We start from the raw sequence: 17,261 nt of genomic DNA, 5'->3' as shown, positions 1-17,261 counted from the left end.
TATTCACGACAGTACGACAGCGCCAAGCCAACAAACAAGCAAGAGGACATTCAACTAAAGGCGGTTGTTCTTCTATTGAGTTGTAGGATAATGACACTACTTTTCTCTTTTGCCCCGTACAATCTCTTGAAGATGGTGGCACGAAACCGAGCTGCCCCGTATGAGTTTATACGGAAGCAAAGGGCAACAATCATCGGAAAGCCATACAACGTTTGCCAAATGCCATTGGAAGTTTCCTGTTTCTGTTGGACTTCCGACACCGTCAATAAACCATCCTTGTATATTGACCTTATCACAGCATGGAGTTTCATGGCGGTGACATGAAGCATATCAACCAATTCACCCTCACTCATCCACAAGTCTTGCAAGTTGGACGGAATGGATAACATTCCATTTCCGTCCACGGTGATTACAGTCCTTTTCATGCCATTCCCCCCATTGTCGGCATATGCCCCTTGATTCGACTTTCAAAAGCTGATATGTCATGCTCCAATTTAGTACTTGTCACCTTTGCGTAAATTTGTGTTGTGGCGATGTCCGTATGTCCCAGTATCTTGCTTACACTCTCTATCGGCATACCGTAGTTTAAAGCCAAAACTGCGAACGAATGCCGGCTTACATGAAATGAAATTCGCTTCTTGATGCCACACATTTTTGCCACTTTCTTTATACGCTTGTTTACCATGTCAAGTGAGCCAATATTAAACAAGTGCATATCTTTTCTCAATGGCTTGTAACGTTCAATTATCTGTATGGCTGCATCTATCAGTTTAATTTTGAATGGTACGCCTGTCTTTTGACGCTGAGAAACTATCCATGGAGACCCACTTATAATGGCAACATTGTCCTCTGTAAGATTCTTGATGTCAACGAAAGAGATACCTGTCCAACAACCAAACATAAACAAGTCTCTCGCAAAAGCAAAGTTGGGATTTTCCAACTCTATTCCTGCAAATATGTCCAATTCTTCCTCTGTCAAGAACTCACGCTCCTTGTGGTCTGGGTCAACGTGGTACATGGCAAACGGATTTCTCTGTATCTTGCCGTTGTAGTGTGCTGCCGTGACGATATGCTTCAATGGTATGGAGTATATCCAAATGGTAGATTGCGTGAGTCCAATGACATTCTTCAAATACAGACAAAAATCACGGATGAACTCCTCGGTAAGCTCATTCATGGACATATCGCTGCGCTTGTACTGAAATTTGATGAACTCGGCAACGTACTTTCTTACCGTCAGATACTTGCGGTAGGTTCGGACAGCTCGGTCTTTTCCCACGCGTTGGGCAAAGGCTGCGTTCTCCTTGTCAAAAGCTCTGAGTAATGTCTCATACTCCGTACCTATGCCTTGATATGCGTTTCTCACCATTTCAGCGGTAACGAACGCCTCACGGTCGGAAAGCCGTTGGTAATGCTTAGCGATTTGAGCCTTGATGTTATCAAGCGCAAAGTTCACCTCATTGGCTTCCTTGCTTCTGCCTTTGGCTCTGTTGCCCTTGGCATCCCATATCGCCTTGGTCACGCTCAGCTTGCAACTGAACTGTGCGATAGTTCCGTTGATTGTCACACGTCCCATGATAGGGACAATTCCGTTTCTCTCCTTGCTTCCGTTTACATAGAAGACTGTCTTGAATGTACTTCTCATAATTCCTTGCTTTTTGTTCTGTGCAAAATTAAATCATGAGAGTTGCATGGCAAATTCACAACCTGTGCAGAATTGAGAAGTAAAAACCGAAGCCGTTAAAAATGCTTATTAGAGCGTTTCTTTGAGGTAATGACTTGAAAGCGTTTCTACTTCTCAAATCCGCCATTTTCGCATTTCCTCACGAATGCCACAAAAAGCCAACGACTGCCACAACCACTTGAAACTCAAAACAAAAGCTCAAATCTGCTATTTTTTGCTTTTTTAGTCATTCTTTTTCCGAAAAAGTATATTCTTTTATTCCCCGATTGTGCTTGCTGAAAAGGGTTCGCGCATCATTTACAAAGATTTTCAGAGAGTTACGTGCTTGTAAAGGAATTGAATCAATCGGCAAATTGACTGGGAGCAATTGATGATTTTTTTTTCCTGATTGAATGGGACGGGCTGTCCATACCAAACTATAATCACAATTATTGAGGCGGACAGTGCTGTCTTTTACTAATTCCATTCTTACCATCAGTCCTCCGTCAGTGCGGCGGGCGGACATATTGGAAATATAATTTCCCAGCGAATAGACTACGAGATGTTTGTCATTCGTCAGGCTGTCTGTGCGAACTTCGATGGGCTGAACTACGTGAGGATGGGAGCCGATGATATGGTTTACTCCTTTTTCAATCAGCCAGTCGGCGAGGAATTTTTGCTCTTTGTCCGGGAGTGACTGGTATTCGATTCCCCAATGCATACAAGCTATGATAGCATCCGGCTTCATTGCTTTACTCTCTTCAATATCTTTGGCGATGATGGCTGTATCGATATAGTTCACGATATTAGGAGGGGTAACGGGGATGCCGTTTGTTCCATACGTGTAGTTGAGCAGGGCGATGCGGAATCCGTTCTTTTCTAATAAAAGAGGATATTTCTTTTCGCGTTCATCAGCGTTGATATACGTGCCTGCGTGTGGAACCTTTAAAGAGTCTATTAATTGAATGGTTCTCTCCAGTCCGGATTTACCACGATCGAGACTGTGGTTGTTGGCAGTCACTAAAACATTGAAACCTGCATCGTGAATTGCGGTCAGAAATTCGTCCGGCGCGCTGAAAGCAGGATAACCTTTGTAAGGTTTGCCTCCTAATGTCACTTCCAGGTTGGCGATGGAGAGGTCGGCTTTCTTTATTTCTTCTTTGACATACGCAAAGCATGTGGAGTAATCATAGCCGGTTGATGTTCGTGCAGCGTTGATTTGTCCCTGATGTTGCATGAGGTCACCTACGAAAAGGAGGCGTAGGGTGTCGGTGGAGAAGATGCTGTCGGAAAGGCTGTCCGACAGGGTGTCAATGATAGAATCTCTCTTTGCCTGCGACCGGGAGGTGCAGGACAAAGAGAGAAGCAAAATCATCAGAAACAGGGTATGTCTCATTGATAAATAGCTTTCTTACCAGCTAAGAGTGTATTTTTCATTAACGATACAATCGTCATTGGTCCAACACCGCCCGGTACGGGAGTGATGAATGAGCATTTCGGTGCAACTTCGTCAAACTTCACGTCGCCGGTCAGTTTAAAACCTGATTTCTTGGTTGCATCCGGCACACGGGTAGTACCTACGTCAATAACTACCGCGCCTTCTTTCACCATTTCGGCTTTTACAAAGTTCGGTTGTCCCAAAGCAGCGATAATAATATCAGCTTCCTGACATTCTTTTACCAGGTCTCTGCTACGGCTGTGGCATACGGTTACTGTGGCATCGCCCGGATAGGCTTTCTGCATCATCAGGGCAGCCATCGGTTTGCCGACAATATTGCTGCGTCCGAGTACGACGCACTTTTTTCCGGAAGTTTCTATGTTATAACGTTTCAACAATTCGAGGATGCCGTTGGGAGTAGCGGATACATAACACGGAAGCCCGATGGACATACGGCCTACGTTGATCGGATGGAAACCGTCTACGTCTTTACGGTAATCAATTGTTTCGATTACTTTCTGTTCGGAGATATGCTTGGGTAAGGGAAGTTGTACGATAAAGCCGTCCACGTCGTTGTCTTCGTTTAGTTCACGTACTTTGGCAAGCAGTTCTTCTTCGGTCACGTCACTTTCATAACGGATGAGGGAAGACTTGAATCCACATACTTCACAGGCTTTTACTTTGGCAGCTACATAAGTCTCGCTACCACCATCGTGTCCTACAAGAATAGCGGCCAGGTGCGGGCGTTTTTCGCCATGAGCCACCATTTCGGCTACTTCGGCTGCAATCTCTTGTTTTACTTGTTCGGAAATTGCTTTTCCGTCTATCAGAGTCATATTTTCAGAGTATTTATTGGTGATGGACAAAAGTAAAATAAATAACTGAACTCTCCAAAGGGATTGGAATTTTTGTCAAGAGATGGGGGGGATAAAAAAAAGAGGGAGCCGAAACTCCCTCTTTTTACTTATCATTAGATTTGGATCTACAGAATGATTACTTTTTCATCTTAGGCATCATCTTACCCATTTTGCTGCTAGTCACCATTTTCATCATTTTGCGTGTCTGGTCGAACTGTTTCAATAGGCGATTCACTTCTTGGATAGTCGTTCCGCTACCTTTGGCGATACGCGTACGGCGTGAACCGTTCAGTATTTCCGGATTGGAACGTTCTGCCGGAGTCATGGAATAAATGATGGCTTCGATGCTCTTGAAAGCATTGTCGTCAATATCAATATCTTTGATTGCTTTTCCTACTCCCGGAATCATGGAAGCGAGGTCTTTCAGATTACCCATTTTCTTGATTTGTGCAATCTGGCTAAGGAAGTCGTTGAAGTCGAATTGGTTTTTGGCAATTTTCTTCTGTAAGCGTTTGGCTTCTTCTTCATCGTATTGTTCCTGTGCGCGTTCTACCAATGAAACGATGTCACCCATACCGAGAATACGGTCGGCCATACGGGCAGGGTGGAACTGATCGATTGCTTCCAGCTTTTCACCTGTACCTACGAATTTAATCGGTTTGTTCACTACCGAACGGATAGAAAGAGCCGCACCACCGCGGGTATCACCATCGAGTTTGGTCAGTACCACACCGTTGAAGTCCAGACGTTCATTGAATTCTTTAGCTGTGTTTACAGCGTCCTGACCGGTCATGGAGTCTACCACGAACAGAATTTCGTCCGGGTTGATTGCTTTTTTGATAGCGGCGATCTCGTTCATCATCTGCTCGTCTACTGCCAGACGTCCGGCTGTATCGACGATAACGAGGTCGTATCCTTTGGCTTTGGCTTCCTGAATGGCGTGTTGTGCGATTTCTACCGGATTCTTGCTGTCCAGTTCGCAGTACATCGGTACTTCAATCTGTTCTGCCAATACACGTAACTGTTCGATAGCTGCCGGACGGTAAACGTCACAAGCCACCAATAATGGCTTACGGTTCTTCTTGGTTTTCAGCATTCGTGCCAGTTTACCGGAGAAGGTGGTCTTGCCCGAACCCTGCAAACCTGACATCAGGATAACTGCCGGACGGGCGTCGATGTTGATCTCGGCTGTCTCTCCACCCATCAATTGTGTAAGTTCATCATGCACGATTTTCACCATCAATTGGCTTGGCTTCACAACCGTAAGAACGTTCTGGCCAAGCGCTTTTTCTTTCACTGTATCCGTGAAATTCTTTGCCACCTTGTAGTTTACGTCGGCGTCGAGAAGTGCTTTACGTACGTCTTTCAGCGTCTCCGCCACGTTGATTTCGGTGATTTTGCCTTCACCTTTCAGAATCTTGAATGACCGTTCTAGTCTTTCACTTAAATTATCGAACATAGTTATTTAATTACGAATTACTAATTACAATTTACTTGGCCGAAAGAGGGACTTTTCCGTCTACTCTTTATTTGAGCTTGCAAATGTACAAAAATCTCTTGTATTTATATCTTTTTATTCTGCCATTTTGCTTTTTTGAGATAAATATAACTTGTTATCAACAGCAAGCTATAATACACAATCTCAATCGTAAAGCAAATTTCGATCGGTGCTTTCAGCCACATTCCGATGAAAATGATGTATGATCCGTAGATGATAATTGTAATCGTTTCGAGCAACAGGGCTGCCTGTGTATTTCCTGTTCCGGAGATACCGTTAAACACCACGTTGGCTACGGATGCGATAAGCATGGCGCAACAAATCACATATACCGAGGGTACGGATTCCGTAATGAGCGCAGCTTCACTAGTGTAAATGGAGAGCAGGAATTGCGGAAACAGTGCCGATACCGCTACTAACCCCAGCATGATGAAAAAGGAGAAACGCGCAATTTTATTAATGAGCGGCATCACGTGCTGGATGCCTCCTGCACCAATAGCATTGCTGACAAGACTGTTGGTAGTCGTAGCCAGTGCGTTGACCGGAATCAGCAATACGACATAAATACTCCGGACGATATTGGCAATCGCCAGTTCCCGTTGTCCCAACCGTTCTACGGCTACGAAGAAAACGAACCAGGTAGCCATCGACAGGAAATATTGCAGCATGGTGAAGCAGGAGATACTAAGAATCCGCATCAGCAATGCTGGGTCGAATGTGCGCAGGCGGTTCATACCGTATTTCTTTAAATCGACCGTGGCATACGTATAGATGACGAAAAAGAGAATGGAGGAGGCTTCTGCCAATACGGAAGCAATAGCAGCCCCTTTGATACCCATTTCCGGCAAACCGAACTTTCCGAAAATTAATGCATAGTCCAGTACGACATTAGTTAATGCCATGACAATAGCATTGATGGTTAGCACTTTAGTGCGTGTAATGCCGATGTACAATGCCCGGAACATGACATTGATAAAAGAGAAAAAGAATCCGTAAATACGCCAGTTCAGAAACTCCATTGTTCCTTCGTAGATGGATTCTGAAGAAACCAGCAAACGCATGATGTTTCCGCCGAATGCTTTGGTGAATCCGAATAGCAGCAGGGCCATGACGAACAGGAACATGATTCCTTGAATCATGACGGGACCGACATCCGAATAGCGTCCTTCGCCATTGCGTCGTGCGATGACTATCTGCGAACCGGTACTGAATCCGAATGCGATGGTGAATACGCATATATAGAATAACCCGCCCATAGCTGATGCTCCAAGGGCTACTTCACTCACGTGTCCGAGGAATGCTGTGTCGGTGACATTGATGACATTTTGTGCCAGCAAGCTTAGTAGTATCGGATAACTGACACTCCAAATCTGTTTGTTGGTGTACATAATTAAGTGTTTAAGTTTACACTTTGCAAAGATAGTGCTTTATTTCGATTCGGAAACGATGGGGTAGATGAAAACAATTTCCGGACCTTCGGGAGTTTTATTGTTGACGAGATAGTTTCCTCCGAAATGTTTTAGTAACAACAGGTTGATATCATGCCGGATGATGGTTTCCTGTGATACGAATGCATGGTCTGCCAAAGGTGAATTAGTGATCCGGAAACAAAGCATGTCTTCATTCTGGCTTAATGTGAACCGGATGATTCGTGCTTGCCGGTGTTCTTGTGGGTACACCAGTACGCTAATCAAGGCCTGTGTCAGTCGCATTATATCGGTATGAATTTGGGCGTCCGTTTCGCTGGAAAATTCAATCTGGATACCTGTTTCTTCGTTCCTCATCTGCGCCATGCTGCATGCTTCCTTGCATAGGGTAGTGGCATCATAGTCTTGCAACTGGAACTTCATCATCTGAGCTTCCAAACGGGATAAGTCGAGAACGTCATTGACAAGTCTCATTAACTTCTCCGAACTTTTGTGGATGATGTTTGAGTATTCTTGCCTTATTTCCTTGTCTATATTGGGTTCGCTGGCTATGAGTTGTGAGAAACCGACCACATTGTTGAGTGGGGTACGGATGTTATAGCTCATGTTGGACAGGAAGCGATTTTTTATTTCATTGGTCTTCCGCACGTTTTCTGTTGTTTTCCGGATTTCGTTTTCCGCGTATTTGAGTGCCTTCCGTACCATAAAGAGTCGTGCCATAAAGATAAAAAGCAGAATCAGGATAACAAATATAAAGATCAGATAGGTGAGCTGGATCCGGTTGTTTTCCCTTTTTTGATCCAGTTCTGTTTTTTCGATATTGTATTTGCTTTGTATCTGTGCCATCTGATTGTTTGAGAGTACAGTGGCTGTCGAGTCTTTGATGGCAAGTGCCTGCTCATACAGGGGGATGGCTTTTCCGCTTTGCCCTGCCTGTTTCCATATTCTGGCCTTTTCGAGTAGCTGTTCGGCATAGTCGCTTGTGAAGTCTTTCTTCAACATCGTCAGTGTCGTGTCGATATAATCCGATGCCTGTTGGTAGGCTCCAATTGCCTGGTAATATTTGGCAAATGTGTCGAAATAGAGTACTTTATACATGAAATAAGTATTCTCGTCCAGATATTCTTTAGATTTTACGAGATGTTCATAGGCTTGTTGCGGCTGATGGGTATTCAGGTAATAATAGCTGTAGAACAGTTCATTGAACAGGTATACATCGGCAAATCCCGCTTTTAAGGATGGGTTTGCACTGATGTGGTTATGAAGAGTGTTTTCCAGTTCCTGCAAATATTTGAGTAGTTTTTTATTATCCTTCTTTTCTTTGACAACGGATACTAACTGTGACAATACCGAGATACGGACCACCGGATTTTCTGTCGGAGTGAGTAGCTGGTAGGCAGCCTCCAGTGCTTCTATTCCTTTATCCCAGCGCTGGCTGCCGATATATGCATTACTCAAGCATTGATAGGCAGCCATACTACCCCGGTTACTATTCATTTGGGAGGCTTGCTGTTGCATCTTTTGAGATTCGTTGATAGCAAGTTCGTATTGTTCGTTGAATGTGTACAGGTCTATCTGGAAACGTTTGGCATCAAAGAAGTAATTCCATAAATCTGATTTCCGGGCATGAGGCTCCATTATGGTGAGCCATTTGGCTACACTGTCTTGATTATTACGATTGTAATAGTATAAAATATGGTAGTAAGCAGCCAGAGCGGCATATTTGTCATTTCCCAGTTGCAATGCTTCTTTCATTAATGCATCCGAATATTGGATACATTGCTGGTTGTTTTGTTCTATTCTGATGATTTGATTGAGAACATTCAGCCGTGTCGTATCGTACGGTAATGTTTCCAACACCTTTATCAGGCTGTCGGATTCCAAAACAATCTCGGTGCTGGCTTTTCCGGTGAGGGTGCAGCATAATAGAAGGATCAGGAGCAGGACTTGTTTCATTCGGCTTCCTCCTTTCCTTGTTGCTCATGGTAAATGGGGTGTGTGAACAGGAAACGGGCTCCTTCCTCATAATTGGAGTCAATCCATATTTTGCCGCCCAGCTGCTCGATAATGAGTTGGCAGATAGACAGACCGAGTCCTGTCCCTTGAGCATTTTCATTCAGTTTCTCAAAACGGTTGAATATTTTATTCTGATTCTCCGGAGAGATACCGCAACCGGTGTCGGTCACGGAAAACAGTGCTATGTCTTCTGTCTGTTTTTCCAGTTCCATGGTGATGGAACCTTGCGGAGTAAATTTGGTTGCATTGATGAGAAGGTTGATTAATAATTGTTGTAACCTTGCATTGTCTGTCGTCAATTCTAATGAATGGAGAGAGGTCGAAAAACGGACGTTAGCATTCGTTTGTTTTATTTTCTCAACCATGTCGATAACGTTTCTGCATATTGCCACTGCATCACATCGCTCATATTTGAATTTCATCTTGCCTACTTCGAGACTGGACAAGTCGATTACGTCGTTAATCAGCTTGAGTAACAGTTCTGAATTTTGCTGAATAATATCGCTACACTGTTTCCGGGTCTCGTTGTCGATGGATTCTTCCGTCAGGATGGAGGAGAAGCCGGACAACGCATTGAGCGGCGTGCGAATTTCATGGCTCATGTTGGAAAGGAAAAGGCTCTTTGTTCGGATGGAATTTTCTTCTTGCTTTTTCACTTTTTCCAGTTCCTGCTGTGATTGGCGCAGTTTTTTATTTCCTCGTCTGACCAAAAGGATGAAAAATACAATCAGTATGACTATGAATAGGATGGTGAACCAGCTCCAGTAGAGGATTGTCTTCTGTCTGTTTAAGTTGTCCAGTTCATTTTTATCTATTTGGTAGAGGGTGTGCAATTCATTGATTTGGCGAATATAATTCATTGCGTCCAAAGAGTCTTTGTACGTATTGAATATTTCATAAGCTTCACATGCTTCCTTGCTGTTTCCCATTAGTGTAAGTATGTGTGCACGATCTTTCAGTACTTGCAGGGATCTGTATGAGTTGGCTGCTTTGGTATGCGAAAGTAATTCGTCAAGTGTGGTTAGTGCCTGCGTGTATTCTTTGGATTCAGTGTAGTAGCGTGAATACAGGTATTTAATCATTAAATGAAAATATGGGTACTGGTGTTGCCGGCTGATTTGTTCGGTTTGTCGTATATAGTTTAATGCTTCCGGAAGATGATGCATCTGGATGCGATAGAATGCCTGACAATAAACAAGGTGGAAATCGTCTTGGGGATTCGTATCCTTGTTGATAACAGATTCGAGTTCCCGGATATTGTCTTCTATATCTGTCATTTGGTGATAGTTGAGCTTCGTCAGGATAAATTGGGACAAGATCGTTTTGATATATTGGTTGGCATGAGGGAGTTTCTGAATGATTTCTAATGCTTCCTTATACGATTTGATGGCAACTTGTGGTGTTGACGAACTTAAATAGGTATTTCCAATGGCGTGTAATGCGAGTGCTGTTCCCAAAGGATAGTCCATTTCTCTGGCTTTCTGGTACATCTGATTGGCCTGGTTGATGGCGAGACTGATGTTGCCTTCTGTGATTAAGGCTTGAACGGTCAGCAGATTTATCTGGAATAGGAGTGGGTATTGTTGTTCCTTTTGTAATTCCGGTTCTAAAAGTTTTTCCCAGGCAATGATGCTGTCGACAGGGGCGTCCGGACTAAATGGATGATTGTATTCAAGTAAAGGTTGTAATAAAGAAAGACGATCTGAATTTGTACGTGCAGCATATAAGGTGACCGATATTAATGCGGTTACGACTATTGCAATTATATGACGTCTGTGTTTTTTCACCTGATATAAGAATTGCTTGCTTGTAAGTTTATCTGCAAAAGAACTAAAAAGAGTGAAGATTACAAAGAAATCTTCACTCTTTTTTATAATTTATTTTCTTTTGAGTATCTCTCGTACCCCAGGGCCCTCGTGGTTGGGGTAGCCGGGAGTATGGTTTCTGCATCGTGGATCGGCATCTACTTTCAAACTCCGGTAATCGTCTTTGGTGCGGGCGATGTAATCATCAAGCATGGCACGGTGTTCGGCGAGGACTTTACTGTATTTAGGGTCTTTGGCGAGATTCTTGCGTTCTCCCGGATCCTTTTTCATATCATATAGCTCTTCTCCGTTACCTTCCAGATAGTGAGTGTACTTGTATCTCGGTCCGCGTACCATACGTCCGGGAGTAACGACATATTCATATTCGCTATGCCATTCGGAAACGACATAAGGGTGAGTTTTTTTCTGTTTCTCTCCTTTTAATATAGGTGCAAGGCTGATTCCCGGTTTTTCGGCCGGAACAGGAATTCCTGCCAAATCACAAAGGGTAGGCAGAAGATCCAGTGTAGGCTGTGTCAATACTTGGTCTATGGGCTTTTTCTGTTGTTTGATGCCGGGACCTGCAAAGATAAACGGTACGTTGGTCATTTCATCGTAGAAGCTGATGTGTTTGGTCACCATGCGGTGTGAAGCCATCCCATCACCATGGTCAGCCATGATAATAACGATTGTGTTTTTTCCGGCAGGAGTGGAGTAAAGTGCTTTCAATACGCTGTCTACTTGCTTGGAAACCATCTTGGTATAGTGTTGGAAAGCAGCAATGTAATGACGGTAATTCTCTTCATTCCAATGAGAGGCCTGGGTCATGCGGCGATGACTGCAGCAGATGTATTGTACAGGTTTAGGGATATTGCTCCAGTCTTCTACATTGAAATTGGCTGGTAGTTCCGGAAGGGTTCCGCTAATGGGGCGGTCGGTATGTACTCCTTCGTTCGCTCCTACAAATCCACAGATATTGTGAGGGTTCTGAAAATCTGCGATACAGATGAATGGTTCTTCCGGCGGATTACTTAGATAAGCAACAGCGTCTTCGCATGTTCCTACATCCAGGAAGCTGTCGTTATTGACCGGGAATTCCGGATCAGTGAATGGCTTGGCTACTGGTTCTTTATGCTTGAATCCTCTAAGTGAACCCATGTCATGCGTTTTTCCGAAGTGTACGGCTTCGTAACCGTTTTCAGAAAAAAGACTTCCTAATGTCGGTACATTTTCGGGAATACGTGGGTTGATAGGTTCGCTGGAGTTGGAACGTACATTGGTTTGATGAGGCATCATGCCACTCCATAAAGCAGCGCGTGAGGGTTGGCTGAGAGGGCAGCCTACATAAGCATTGGAGAAGATAACTCCTCGTGAAGCGACTTCGTCAATAGGGAGGGTGCAGCCTTGTGTTTGTCCGTAAGCTCCCACAACGCGTTGTGTCAGATGGTCGCACTGGATAATCAGGAAATTGGGCTTTTCTTGGGCCTGCGCTGTCACGCTGCACAGGGCTAATCCCATGAATGGATAAATAGTTTTCATTACTGGTTAGAATTAAGTAATATTTGATTTGGAAGCAAAAGTAGGAAAAAAGGAAACGTAAAAAAGGGCGAGGTAGTAGTTTTGGACGCAAATGAAAGTATTTTGTACAAAAATGAAAGGTGTGGCAAGCGGTTAGGGGTAACTATCGGTGATGGGAGTTGAATGATAAGTGATAAACGGCAGGTGATAAGTCATAAAATGGGTTATCGAAAAAGAAAACGGTGAATAAACTGCACTTGTTATGGCGCAGTTTGTTCACCGTTCATTTATAAGTTTGCTGTTGATTAGCTGTTCATGCTCATCAGGAATTCGTCGTTGTCTCTGGTTTTTTCCAGACGGTCTTTAACAAAGTCCATTGCTTCGATCGGATTCATGTCGGCAAGATATTTGCGCAATATCCACATGCGGTCAAGGGTTGTTTTATCAAGCAACAGGTCGTCGCGACGAGTGCTGGATGCGGTAATGTTGACTGCCGGGAAGATGCGTTTGTTGGACAGGTTGCGGTCGAGCTGCAACTCCATGTTACCTGTACCCTTGAATTCTTCGAAGATAACTTCGTCCATTTTAGAACCGGTATCGATCAATGCGGTAGCAATAATAGTCAGTGAACCACCGTTTTCAATATTACGGGCAGCACCGAAGAAGCGTTTAGGTTTATGAAGTGCATTTGCATCCACACCACCGGAAAGAACTTTACCGGATGCAGGAGATACTGTATTGTATGCACGAGCCAGACGAGTAATAGAATCAAGGAAGATAACTACGTCGTGACCACATTCTACCAGACGTTTTGCCTTTTCCAATACGATACCTGCAATTTTTACGTGGCGTTCTGCCGGTTCGTCGAAAGTAGAAGCAATTACTTCTGCATTAACGCTGCGCGCCATGTCTGTTACTTCTTCCGGGCGTTCGTCAATCAGCAGCATAATCATGTAAACTTCCGGGTGGTTGGCTGCGATAGCGTTTGCGATATCTTTCATTAAGATGGTCTTACCTGTCTTTGGCTGGGCAACGATCAATGCACGCTGGCCTTTACCGATAGGAGCGAAAAGATCGACGACACGGGCAGACATAGAGTCTGAATAACCGCCTTTGCAAAGTTTAAACTTTTCATCCGGGAAGAGAGGTGTCAGATGTTCGAAAGGAACACGGTCGCGAACGAAAGCTGCATCACGTCCGTTGATCTTCGAAACCTTTACCAATGGGAAATATTTTTCTCCTTCTTTGGGTGGACGGATAACTCCTTCTACTACATCACCGGTTTTCAGACCAAATAGTTTGATTTGAGACTGTGATACGTAAATATCGTCCGGAGAAGAAAGGTAGTTATAGTCGGAAGAACGGAGGAATCCGTATCCATCCTGCATAATTTCCAGAACACCTACTCCGTTGAGAATATCGTCGAATTCATAAGGCTTTTCGCGTTCAATAACCTTACGTTCCTGCTGCTGTTGTACCGGAAGATTTTCACCCGCATTGTTCTGCTGAGCGGCACGTGGCATCGGTAAGCGTTGTTGGTTCTGGTTCTGATTCTGATTTTGATTTGGGTTCTGAACCTGATTCTGGTTATTGTTGTTACGCTGGAAATTATTATTGGCGTTATTGCCATTATTTCCATTGTTGTTAGCATTGTTATTACCGTTGTTATTGTCGCGTGAGCGAACAATACGCGGACGTTGCTGCTGGGACTGCTGCTGTTGAGATTGTTGTTGCTGTTGAGGATGAGATGGCTGTTCCGGTGCTGTCTGTGCTGATTCTGTTTTAGTAGCTTCGAATTTTCCGAATAATTCGGTAGGAAGCTCTATTTTTTCAGAAGGCAGATCTTCGATTGGAATAAAATCATCGTCGTCAACGCTGGATAAGATATTACTTTCCTCGTCGATAACGGGTGCAGCTTTCTTTTGTGGTTTATCTATTACCTTTTTCTCTACAACAGGTTTGTTAGGTTCAGTAGCCGGTTTATTTGTTTCTGCAACAGGCTTATTTGCTTCTGCAGCTGGTTTGTTTTTTGCTTTCTTCTCAGCTGTTTGCTGTTGTACCGGAGCTGGCTTTTCCGTAGCACCAGTAGCTTTCTCTGCAACAACAGGTTTAGGTTCCACTACTTTGGGTGCTGCCGGTTTTGCATTTTCTACTTCTTTTTTCTCTTCTGCATCAGAGCTCTTACGAGGACGGCCTACTTTACGCTTGGGAGTAGCAGTGTTTTCCGCTTTAGCTTCTACAACAACAGTTTCTTTTTCTTTGTTTGTACTTTCTTCTTTCTTGGAAGGTTGTGGTGCAGCTTTTACAGGAGCGGTCTCTTTTGTCTTGTTAACCTCTTCACTCTTTGTTGCGGAAACCACTTTGTCTTCTTTTTTGGTAGGAGCTACCCGTGAACGCTTTTTCTTTTGTTCTTCATTTTTGCGTTCTTCTTTTAGCTTATCTGCGGCAACTTTCTTTGTAGCTCCTACAATGGCCTGTTCATCGAGTATTTTATAAACAAGGTCTTCTTTTTTGTATGAGTCTGCTTTTTTTATGCCTAACTCTTTGGCAATAACTTGAAGTTCCGACAGATTTTTGTCGTTTAATTGGATAATGTTATACATATAGTATGGTAAGTTATTAATATTTCTTTTTTTGCTGAATTATGGACAGCATTACTACAGCTCATGGCTACAGATATGCGAGCATACGTTTTGTTTTTTATTCTGAATTAGGGATGTATATGTTGAATCGTAGAATGTTTCAACGGGGCAAAGATAATAATTTTTTTTGGTTTCATGAACAATCAAACATTTTTTTCCACGTAAAAGTGTATCTTTGCTACATAAAAGAAAATAGTATGACAGTAAATGAAGCTCATTTAATTTATTTTTCGCCTACACACACATCTAAACAAGTTGCGGAGGCGATTGTTCACGGGACGGGCATAAAAAATATTTTTCCTATTAATGTGACGCAGCAGATTGCGGATGAAATTGTGATTCCTACATCTTCTTTGGCTATTATTGTAGTGCCTGTGTATGGAGGACATGTCGCTCCTTTGGCAATGGAACGTTTACAGTATATCCGTGGAGTGGATACTCCTACCGTTTTGGTAGTGGTTTACGGAAATCGCGCTTATGAAAAAGCTTTAATGGAATTGGATGCTTTTGCTATTCCTCATGGATTTAAAGTAATTGCCGGGGCAACTTTTATTGGAGAACATTCATATAGTACCGACAAATACCCGATTGCAGTGGGACGTCCTGATGAATCGGATTTAGCCTTTGCTGCGGAGTTTGGGAAGAAAATCATGGAAAAAATACAGACAGCTGATAGTATGGATACCCTTTATCCGGTGGATGTACGTACTATCAAACGTCCGAGTCAACCATTCTTTCCTTTGTTCCGTTTTTTGAGGAAAGTCATCAAGTTACGTAAAAGTGGTACACCGCTTCCCCGCGTTCCTTGGGTGGAAGATGAGGATTTGTGTACCCATTGCGGGTTATGTGTGGTCCGTTGTCCGGCAGGGGCTATAACGAAAGGGGATGAGCTACATACGGATGAGGCTAAATGTATCAAATGTTGCGCTTGTGTAAAAGCTTGCGTTAGGAAAGCAAGGGTGTATGAAACTCCTTTTGCAGCTTTGTTATCAGATTGTTTCAAGAAACAGAAGTTGCCTCAGACTATTTTGTAAATCACGACGCGCTTAGTCGTTTCATCAATACGAAAGCGGTTGTCTGTTCGTTCGCCTATCAGCCATGCGATGTGTTCTCCACAGCAGAGTACCCATTGGCGTTCTTTTTGGCTGATAGAAAATTTGCGGTCGGTCAGATAATCGCTTATTTTTTTCTTTCCTTTCATTCCAAAAGGAATAAAAGTGTCTCCCGGCTGCCATTTCCGGTAATGAATTTCTCCATTCAGTTTGTCGGCATCAAAACAGGCAATTTCCTTTTCACGTGGAATGAGAAAATCCGGGGTGTATTCTTTTTCTTCTTTGATAATTTGAAAAGGAGGAAGAGTCTCATTTTCAGATTCAGCTGTTTCTATTAATAGGAATTCTCTGTCTTTTATCACTCTCCATTCTTTGCTACAGAATTGCTTGCCCGGTTGGCTATGAAGCGAATGGGTGATATCTTTGATTTGTGCGGAATTGAATCCTAGAGGATGCAGGACTTCGAATAAGATGGCTTCGGGTGCCGGTTCCTTTACTAAATCACTGATTCGGATACCTTCTGCCGTAATGATTTTCTTTTTAGTTTCCTCTATACATTTATTATATATAGTGGCTACATCATTCAGATAATTACTCGTATCTATCAGAGTGTTTTTGACTGACGGATTAATTTCCTGCATGAGGGGAAGGAGGTTGAGTCGGATTTTATTACGGGTATATTCGTCTTCCAGATTGGTGCTGTCTGTCACATAATCTTGTCCGATGTTTTGCAGGTAACGAATTATCTCTTCCCGGTTGATACAAAGCAGAGGGCGTACGATGGTTCCATTACGGGGGCGGATTCCTAACAGACCGGTAATTCCTGTTCCCCGAATCAGGTTAAGTAGTATAGTTTCTATGCTATCATCCTGGTGATGGGCCACAGCGACAACATCTGCCTGACATTCTTTTCTAATTTTCTCGAACCATTGGTAGCGGAGTTCCCGTGCGGCCATTTCAATCGAAATATGTTTTTCCGTTGCATATTGGGTCGTGTTGAAATCAATGGTATGTAAATGGATTTCCATTCTTTCGCAAAGTTGGCGGACAAATAACTCGTCCCGGTCTGACTCTTTGCCTCGCAGGTGGAAATTACAATGTGCGGCTTCGCAATGATAGCCTGCTGTATGCAGAATATATAGTAATGCCACCGAGTCGGCACCACCACTCAATGCGACCAGGATTTTATCATCCGGTGAGAATAAATGTTCCTTTTCTATATATTTTGTAACGCGTTGTTGTATCATACCTGCAAAGATACGAGTTTATCAATAAGTTTTTTTATTTTTTCTGAATCTTTTAGAGGATGAAAAAAGCTGCTATTTAAAAACATTCTAAATAATTT

Annotated in this window: 12 protein-coding genes; 1 reads left to right on the top strand and 11 read right to left on the bottom strand. The window is 43.3% G+C overall.

Annotated elements, in window-relative coordinates; all coding sequences use genetic code 11:
* Positions 1-50: 50 nt before the first annotated feature.
* The 10 genes from DXA54_RS14750 to rho form a co-directional block, all read right to left on the bottom strand.
* Positions 51-425: a hypothetical protein gene (locus tag DXA54_RS14750; protein ID WP_038606222.1), complete on the bottom strand. Its 375-nt coding sequence runs from the start codon at positions 423-425 to the stop codon at positions 51-53.
* Complete coding sequence (locus tag DXA54_RS14745; RefSeq protein WP_022459668.1) at positions 422-1,645, bottom strand: site-specific integrase; 1,224 nt, start codon at positions 1,643-1,645, stop codon at positions 422-424. Before DXA54_RS14745 ends, DXA54_RS14750 begins: the two co-directional genes overlap by 4 nt.
* A 265-nt stretch (positions 1,646-1,910) precedes the next feature.
* Positions 1,911-3,059 carry a CapA family protein gene (locus DXA54_RS14740; protein ID WP_120079865.1) on the bottom strand — a complete coding sequence of 383 codons (1,149 nt, stop codon included), beginning with the start codon at positions 3,057-3,059 and terminating at the stop codon, positions 1,911-1,913.
* Complete coding sequence (gene folD, locus DXA54_RS14735) at positions 3,056-3,937, bottom strand: bifunctional methylenetetrahydrofolate dehydrogenase/methenyltetrahydrofolate cyclohydrolase FolD (protein WP_004304330.1); 882 nt, start codon at positions 3,935-3,937, stop codon at positions 3,056-3,058. Before folD ends, DXA54_RS14740 begins: the two co-directional genes overlap by 4 nt.
* 157 nt (positions 3,938-4,094) lie before the next feature.
* On the bottom strand, positions 4,095-5,417 hold the full coding sequence (gene ffh / locus DXA54_RS14730) for a signal recognition particle protein (RefSeq protein ID WP_120079863.1): 1,323 nt from the start codon (positions 5,415-5,417) through the stop codon (positions 4,095-4,097).
* Positions 5,418-5,521: 104 nt separating this feature from the next.
* The gene (locus DXA54_RS14725; RefSeq protein WP_004300795.1) at positions 5,522-6,844 is read right to left on the bottom strand and encodes an MATE family efflux transporter; all 1,323 of its coding nucleotides are present in this window, start codon (positions 6,842-6,844) and stop codon (positions 5,522-5,524) included.
* Positions 6,845-6,883: 39 nt separating this feature from the next.
* The gene (locus DXA54_RS14720) at positions 6,884-8,839 is read right to left on the bottom strand and encodes a sensor histidine kinase (protein WP_120079861.1); all 1,956 of its coding nucleotides are present in this window, start codon (positions 8,837-8,839) and stop codon (positions 6,884-6,886) included.
* Positions 8,836-10,686: a sensor histidine kinase gene (locus tag DXA54_RS14715; protein WP_004311374.1), complete on the bottom strand. Its 1,851-nt coding sequence runs from the start codon at positions 10,684-10,686 to the stop codon at positions 8,836-8,838. The genes DXA54_RS14720 and DXA54_RS14715 overlap by 4 nt, the downstream gene beginning before the upstream one ends.
* Before the next feature lie 90 nt (positions 10,687-10,776).
* Complete coding sequence (locus DXA54_RS14710; RefSeq protein WP_004311373.1) at positions 10,777-12,243, bottom strand: sulfatase; 1,467 nt, start codon at positions 12,241-12,243, stop codon at positions 10,777-10,779.
* 284 nt (positions 12,244-12,527) lie between these two features.
* A complete protein-coding gene (gene rho, locus DXA54_RS14705; protein ID WP_120079859.1) occupies positions 12,528-14,825 on the bottom strand; it encodes a transcription termination factor Rho in 2,298 nt (765 codons plus the stop codon).
* Positions 14,826-15,061: 236 nt separating this feature from the next.
* On the opposite strand from rho, the gene DXA54_RS14700 reads away from it, so the two are divergent.
* Positions 15,062-15,898, top strand: coding sequence for a 4Fe-4S binding protein (locus DXA54_RS14700; RefSeq protein ID WP_032843782.1), 837 nt, complete (start codon positions 15,062-15,064; stop codon positions 15,896-15,898).
* Here the strand turns inward: DXA54_RS14700 and tilS are convergent.
* Positions 15,883-17,163: a tRNA lysidine(34) synthetase TilS gene (gene tilS, locus DXA54_RS14695; protein ID WP_008999886.1), complete on the bottom strand. Its 1,281-nt coding sequence runs from the start codon at positions 17,161-17,163 to the stop codon at positions 15,883-15,885. The two genes, DXA54_RS14700 and tilS, sit on opposite strands and share 16 nt — an antisense overlap.
* Positions 17,164-17,261: the final 98 nt, after the last annotated feature.

Origin of the sequence: Bacteroides sp. OF03-11BH, assembly GCF_003604005.1 — a bacterium.
Lineage (GTDB): Bacteria > Bacteroidota > Bacteroidia > Bacteroidales > Bacteroidaceae > Bacteroides > Bacteroides ovatus.
Note: the sequence above shows the minus strand (reverse complement) of the source record. Positions and strands in the feature narration are given on the sequence as shown.

Bases quoted from the DNA above. Each gene is read 5' to 3' on its own strand.
- DXA54_RS14750 (WP_038606222.1), bottom strand. From the start codon at position 425: ATGAAAAGGACTGTAATCACCGTGGACGGAAATGGAATGTTATCCATT.
- DXA54_RS14745 (WP_022459668.1), bottom strand. From the start codon at position 1,645: ATGAGAAGTACATTCAAGACAGTCTTCTATGTAAACGGAAGCAAGGAG.
- DXA54_RS14740 (WP_120079865.1), bottom strand. From the start codon at position 3,059: ATGAGACATACCCTGTTTCTGATGATTTTGCTTCTCTCTTTGTCCTGC.
- folD (WP_004304330.1), bottom strand. From the start codon at position 3,937: ATGACTCTGATAGACGGAAAAGCAATTTCCGAACAAGTAAAACAAGAG.
- ffh (WP_120079863.1), bottom strand. From the start codon at position 5,417: ATGTTCGATAATTTAAGTGAAAGACTAGAACGGTCATTCAAGATTCTG.
- DXA54_RS14725 (WP_004300795.1), bottom strand. From the start codon at position 6,844: ATGTACACCAACAAACAGATTTGGAGTGTCAGTTATCCGATACTACTA.
- DXA54_RS14720 (WP_120079861.1), bottom strand. From the start codon at position 8,839: ATGAAACAAGTCCTGCTCCTGATCCTTCTATTATGCTGCACCCTCACC.
- DXA54_RS14710 (WP_004311373.1), bottom strand. From the start codon at position 12,243: ATGAAAACTATTTATCCATTCATGGGATTAGCCCTGTGCAGCGTGACA.
- rho (WP_120079859.1), bottom strand. From the start codon at position 14,825: ATGTATAACATTATCCAATTAAACGACAAAAATCTGTCGGAACTTCAA.
- DXA54_RS14700 (WP_032843782.1), top strand. From the start codon at position 15,062: ATGACAGTAAATGAAGCTCATTTAATTTATTTTTCGCCTACACACACA.
- tilS (WP_008999886.1), bottom strand. From the start codon at position 17,163: ATGATACAACAACGCGTTACAAAATATATAGAAAAGGAACATTTATTC.